This is a genomic window from Okeania sp. SIO2B9 (assembly GCF_010672505.1).
In the GTDB taxonomy this organism is placed as follows: domain Bacteria; phylum Cyanobacteriota; class Cyanobacteriia; order Cyanobacteriales; family Microcoleaceae; genus Okeania; species Okeania hirsuta.
Genome location: NZ_JAAHGK010000560.1, coordinates 1 through 4,699, shown reverse-complemented (window position 1 = coordinate 4,699; position 4,699 = coordinate 1). Strand labels below are relative to the sequence as shown.

Sequence of the window (4,699 nt, the reverse complement as noted above, 5' to 3'; positions counted from 1 at the left end):
TTTTTCGGAAAATTTATTAGATACTGAAAATTAGTAGAAATCTCCAGAAAAGAGGGAGTAGGGAGTAGGGAACCCACCCCTAACCCCTCCCAGGAGGGGAAGAATTGATAGTTTCTGTGCGATAATCAATTTTATTTTTTATTATCGGAGATGTCTAGTACAAACTATAGCAAAGAATGGATTGCTGAGGACATAGACTGATCATAAACCGTAAGACAGGGAAATGTTTTTCCCACTGTTCCCTATTCCCTATTCCCTATTCCCTATTCCCTATTCCCTGGCTATAATTATTTTGCACCGATAACTTCTAAAATATCTTGAGCGTGACTATCAGTTTTCACATTCTCATCGACGTGAGAAATGTTCCCTGTGGAGTCAATAATATAGGTGACACGCTTAGGATATCCACCACCTTCAACATCATAAGCTTTTGTGATAGCGCCATCAACATCTGCCAATAGTTGGAAAGGCAAACCATATTTCTCAGTGAAAGCTTTGTGGGAAGCTTCATCATCCATGCTTACACCAAGAACAACCATATCTTTACCTTGGTATTCAGCATAGTTATCTCGGAAGCTTTGAGCTTCTTTAGTGCAACCTGGAGTATCATCTTTGGGATAAAAATATAGGACAACTGTTTTGCCAGCAAAATCAGATAAGGAAACGGTGCTGCCGTTGGTATCTTTTACAGTGAATTCTGGTGCTTTAGTGCCAACAGATAATGGCATAGATTTTGTTTTCTCCTTAATAGGTTTACAGTATGGCCTTGTTTTCTTTCTGTTATTTTAAGATATTTTGTGCTTTGAAAAACTTTTTATACCAAATCCGCTTATCAAAAATATTTTATATAATCTAAGATTAAACCTCTTCCTTATTTTCCCCACACCCTATCTCCGCATTTTTACAATTGTGAGGATCTATAAACCGGATTTAGCATTACTTACCCTATAAATTGTTTTCTAAACTACTTAGTAAAAAAAAATCAAGTATTATTTGTATAGCTTATTTTAATGTAATATTATTTGTATTATGAATCAAGATAAAAAAACTTACTTATATGGTATAATGAATAAAAAAAAATAATAACAATGACCTCTATAAAATCTGCAAACTTAATATCACTCCAATACCCTACTAATACTGAAAAAAGGGCGGAAATAGCGCTTAGTTGTAGTCCGTTTAACATCAGCTTATTTGTAACAATGTCGGATAGAAGTGTGGAATTAAAATCAATAGCATCAGAGATAGGCTTCAAAAATGCCTATACTCGTTCGCTTATATCAGAATTAGCTGCTGAAAATTATCTAATGTGGCTCATTCAGGTGGGTGTATTAAGGAGAGAAGTTGATGGACAGGGTATTACAGATGGTTTTCGCCTCACACCTCTGGGCCATAAGTTAGTTAAAAAATATTCTCCAAAGGGAAGTTGGTCTCAACCCTCTGTGAGCGATCGCTTCTATAATTTAATTAATCGTTGGTTTCGACTTCCTATTTAGATGGGCAAAAAATATTCAAGTTTTGAAGAATTCGATCGTAATTTTTTAGTCAAACCTCAACTTTATAGTTATAGATTCTGAAATTAAGTGAATATAGATTATTAACTTCAAAAAAAAGCGCTAATAGCTCAAAATGCTTTTCTTTTGCTCTTACAATATGTTTAATATCAGTGAGGTTCTATGGTATGCAAGATGCCCGCACTTTATAGTTAATATTTGTACCTCATATACCACCAAATATTCTCTCAATTTCTTATCTACCTTATTCGAAAGCTTATATACTTTATCAGCTTGTAAAGTAAAAAAAAATACGGCGTTGGTGATGCGTGGCTATGATTGTGCTTTAATAGCAATTGTCTAACAATTAACTGAAAAGCATTTTATATTTCGCTAAATTTAGGTTTCATAGCTTGACTTACCAACGCCAAAAATACAAGTATTTTACCAAATTCATAAGAAGTTCCATAGAAAAAATTTTAATCAGAGTTGACTGTAGCTCAAGAAAGACTTGTTCATAAATTTCATAATTCTGTGCAGCCTCACATAAAATTGGTATAGTAAAAGATTACACAAAGCTAGCTATATATATTTTAGATTGCAGATAGAAAAATCTTAATTATAATTCCTTTATTACAAACAGCTATGAAAGCAATTACGGTAGTGGGAACTACCTCCCATGCGGGGAAATCTCTGATCACTGCAGCTATCTGTAGAATTTTATCACGTCGTGGATGGAGAGTATCCCCCTTCAAAGGACAAAATATGGCTTTGAACTCTTATGTCACATCTAGTGGTGGAGAGATCGGCTATGCTCAAGCAGTACAAGCTTGGGCCGCAGGTGTTACTCCTGCGGTAGAAATGAATCCTATTTTGTTGAAACCTCAAGGAAATATGACTTCTCAAGTTATCCTCAAAGGAAAAGTATTAGATACAGTAGGAGCCATAGATTATTATCAGAAATATTTTAATATTGGTTGGCAGGCTATTAAAGAATGTTTACAACTTTTATCTCAGGAATTCGACATTATAGTCTGTGAAGGAGCAGGTAGTCCAGCAGAAATTAATTTAAAGCACCGAGATTTAACTAATATGCGAGTAGCCAAGTACTTGAATGCGACTACAATTTTAGTAGTTGATATAGATCGAGGTGGTGCTTTTGCTCATATTATTGGTACTCTAGAACTGCTAGATCCAGAAGAAAGAAGTTTAATTAAAGGGATTGTAATTAATAAATTTAGAGGACAGCGATCGCTTCTAGATTCAGGTATTGAATGGTTAGAAAAAAGAACTAATATTCCTGTAATTGGCGTAATTCCCTGGATTGATGAAGTCTTTCCTGCCGAAGATTCTTTAAGTCTTTTAGACCAACGTTCTACTAAATCTAATACTGAGATTATAATTGCAATTATTAAATTACCAAGAATTTCTAATTTTACTGATTTTGATCCTTTAGATGCAGAGTCTAGTGTCAAGATTAAATATCTCAATCCTAATGATGATTTAGGTTATCCTGATGCGGTAATTATTCCTGGTTCTAAAACTACTATTAGCGATTTATTAATATTACAAAAAAGTGGCATGGCAACAGCTCTCAAGGATTACCAAGCTGCTGGCGGTACAGTTATGGGAATTTGTGGTGGTTTTCAAATGCTTGGTGAAGTTTTAATTGATGCTCAGGGTTTAGAAGGACAAAAGGGAGAATATCAAGGACTAGGACTACTACCACTCAAAACTGTAATTGCTGCTCAAAAAATTTCTCGTCAGCGACAAGTTATTGCTAATTATCCTCTAGCTAATTTACCAGTAATCGGTTATGAAATTCATCAAGGTAGAACCAAAATTACAAAACCAGATATGGTAAATCCTTTATTTAATGATCGTGATTTGGGATTTATTAATAATAATCAGTCTGTCTGGGGTAACTATTTACATGGAATTTTTGATAATAGTCCTTGGCGTCGTTCCTGGTTAAATCTCTTGCGTAAAAAACGAGGTCTCGAAGGTCTACCTACTGGTGTTGCTAACTATAGAGAACAAAGAGAAATAATGTTAGATTCAGTTACAGATCAAGTTAATCGTCACTTAAATTTAAAGTTGATATTTAACTAAAATTTACTGATTAAAATTCACTATAAGCTAACAGTTAATCAAATAATTATTGCTTAATTATGGAAATACTTTTCTTGCCAGATAATGTTACTGTTGAGGCAGAGTCAGGAGAACCTATTCTAGAAGTTGCTGAACGTGCTGGAGTAACTATTCCTACAGGTTGTTTAATGGGTTCTTGTCATGCTTGTGAAGTTGAAATTGATGGTGGTCAAATTATTTGCGCTTGTATTACAGCAGTTCCTCCAGGACGGAAAAAAATGACGATAAATCTGTCTGTAGACATGGACTGGTAATCTTAATGTGGGTGGTAGGTTGTAGGTTCTAGTAAAAAATTACGGGGTATAAATAATAGTAATTAATTTGATTTAGCTACTTAATAGAAGTTTAACTCTTTGACTTATATTTATTGTTCTATCGATCTATATAAGTTGCTACTTAAATCCAGCAAAGAGTTTAATTTATTTTTGCTTGTTCCTATTTTGTTTTCAAAATCTAAAATTTTAATGCCGTTACAAGCTTCGTTTAAAATTTGTTTTAATATTCTTAAGCTGTTTGACTGACAATTGGGATTTTTATAGTTGATATTTGACTTTGTTGAGAATCGAAAGTTTCTCAAGGTATTTTTTTAATAAAAGTAATTCTTGAACTTCCTCTCTTTCAGCACCTATTTGAGCATTAAATCCTCCTGTTATACCAATTTTATAAATGTTTGCTACAAATAGGTAGGGTACTTCTTAGAAGTCAACCCACCCCTAACCCCTCCCAACCCACCCCTAACCCCTCCCAGGAGGGGAGGGGAAGTCAGGAGTCAGGAGTCAGAATGAATAGATTTAATACCAGTTTTTAGGTCATAAATTCTCTTTTTTGTCAAAGATACATTTCCTGCAAAATTTTTTTATTGCACTTATTATTCCTAACATTATTTTTGAAAATTGGTATTATACCTTTAAGCACTTCTTCAAAAGTTGAAATTAAAATTTCCAATCCTTTTTTCTTTGCCTTAATTAAAATAATTTCATTATTCAACAATTAAAATTTTACTAGAAGATTATCCATAATCATTTCAGACTTAGGTTGTGGTTTAGCCAAAACAA

Annotated in this window: 5 protein-coding genes; 4 read left to right on the top strand and 1 reads right to left on the bottom strand. The window is 33.6% G+C overall.

Annotation, left to right across the window (positions count from 1 at the left end):
- Positions 1–287: 287 nt before the first annotated feature.
- Positions 288–728, bottom strand: a complete 441-nt coding sequence (locus F6K13_RS19105; RefSeq protein ID WP_124146495.1) for a peroxiredoxin — start codon at positions 726–728, stop codon at positions 288–290.
- A gap of 360 nt (positions 729–1,088) precedes the next feature.
- On the opposite strand from F6K13_RS19105, the gene F6K13_RS19100 reads away from it, so the two are divergent.
- From F6K13_RS19100 to F6K13_RS19085, 4 genes are all read left to right on the top strand, one after another.
- A complete protein-coding gene (locus tag F6K13_RS19100; RefSeq protein WP_124146494.1) occupies positions 1,089–1,496 on the top strand; it encodes an Npun_F0494 family protein in 408 nt (135 codons plus the stop codon).
- A 642-nt stretch (positions 1,497–2,138) separates the two neighbouring features.
- The gene (cobQ, locus tag F6K13_RS19095) at positions 2,139–3,605 is read left to right on the top strand and encodes a cobyric acid synthase CobQ (protein WP_287288036.1); all 1,467 of its coding nucleotides are present in this window, start codon (positions 2,139–2,141) and stop codon (positions 3,603–3,605) included.
- Positions 3,606–3,664: 59 nt separating this feature from the next.
- Entirely contained in the window at positions 3,665–3,898 is a 234-nt protein-coding gene (locus F6K13_RS19090; RefSeq protein ID WP_124146492.1) for a 2Fe-2S iron-sulfur cluster-binding protein, read from the top strand.
- Positions 3,899–4,314: 416 nt separating this feature from the next.
- Complete coding sequence (locus F6K13_RS19085) at positions 4,315–4,452, top strand: hypothetical protein (protein ID WP_205127483.1); 138 nt, start codon at positions 4,315–4,317, stop codon at positions 4,450–4,452.
- Positions 4,453–4,699: the final 247 nt, after the last annotated feature.

Coding starts and splice junctions, on each gene's coding strand:
- F6K13_RS19090 (WP_124146492.1), top strand. CDS start 3,665: ATGGAAATACTTTTCTTGCCAGATAATGTTACTGTTGAGGCAGAGTCA.
- cobQ (WP_287288036.1), top strand. CDS start 2,139: ATGAAAGCAATTACGGTAGTGGGAACTACCTCCCATGCGGGGAAATCT.
- F6K13_RS19100 (WP_124146494.1), top strand. CDS start 1,089: ATGACCTCTATAAAATCTGCAAACTTAATATCACTCCAATACCCTACT.
- F6K13_RS19105 (WP_124146495.1), bottom strand. CDS start 728: ATGCCATTATCTGTTGGCACTAAAGCACCAGAATTCACTGTAAAAGAT.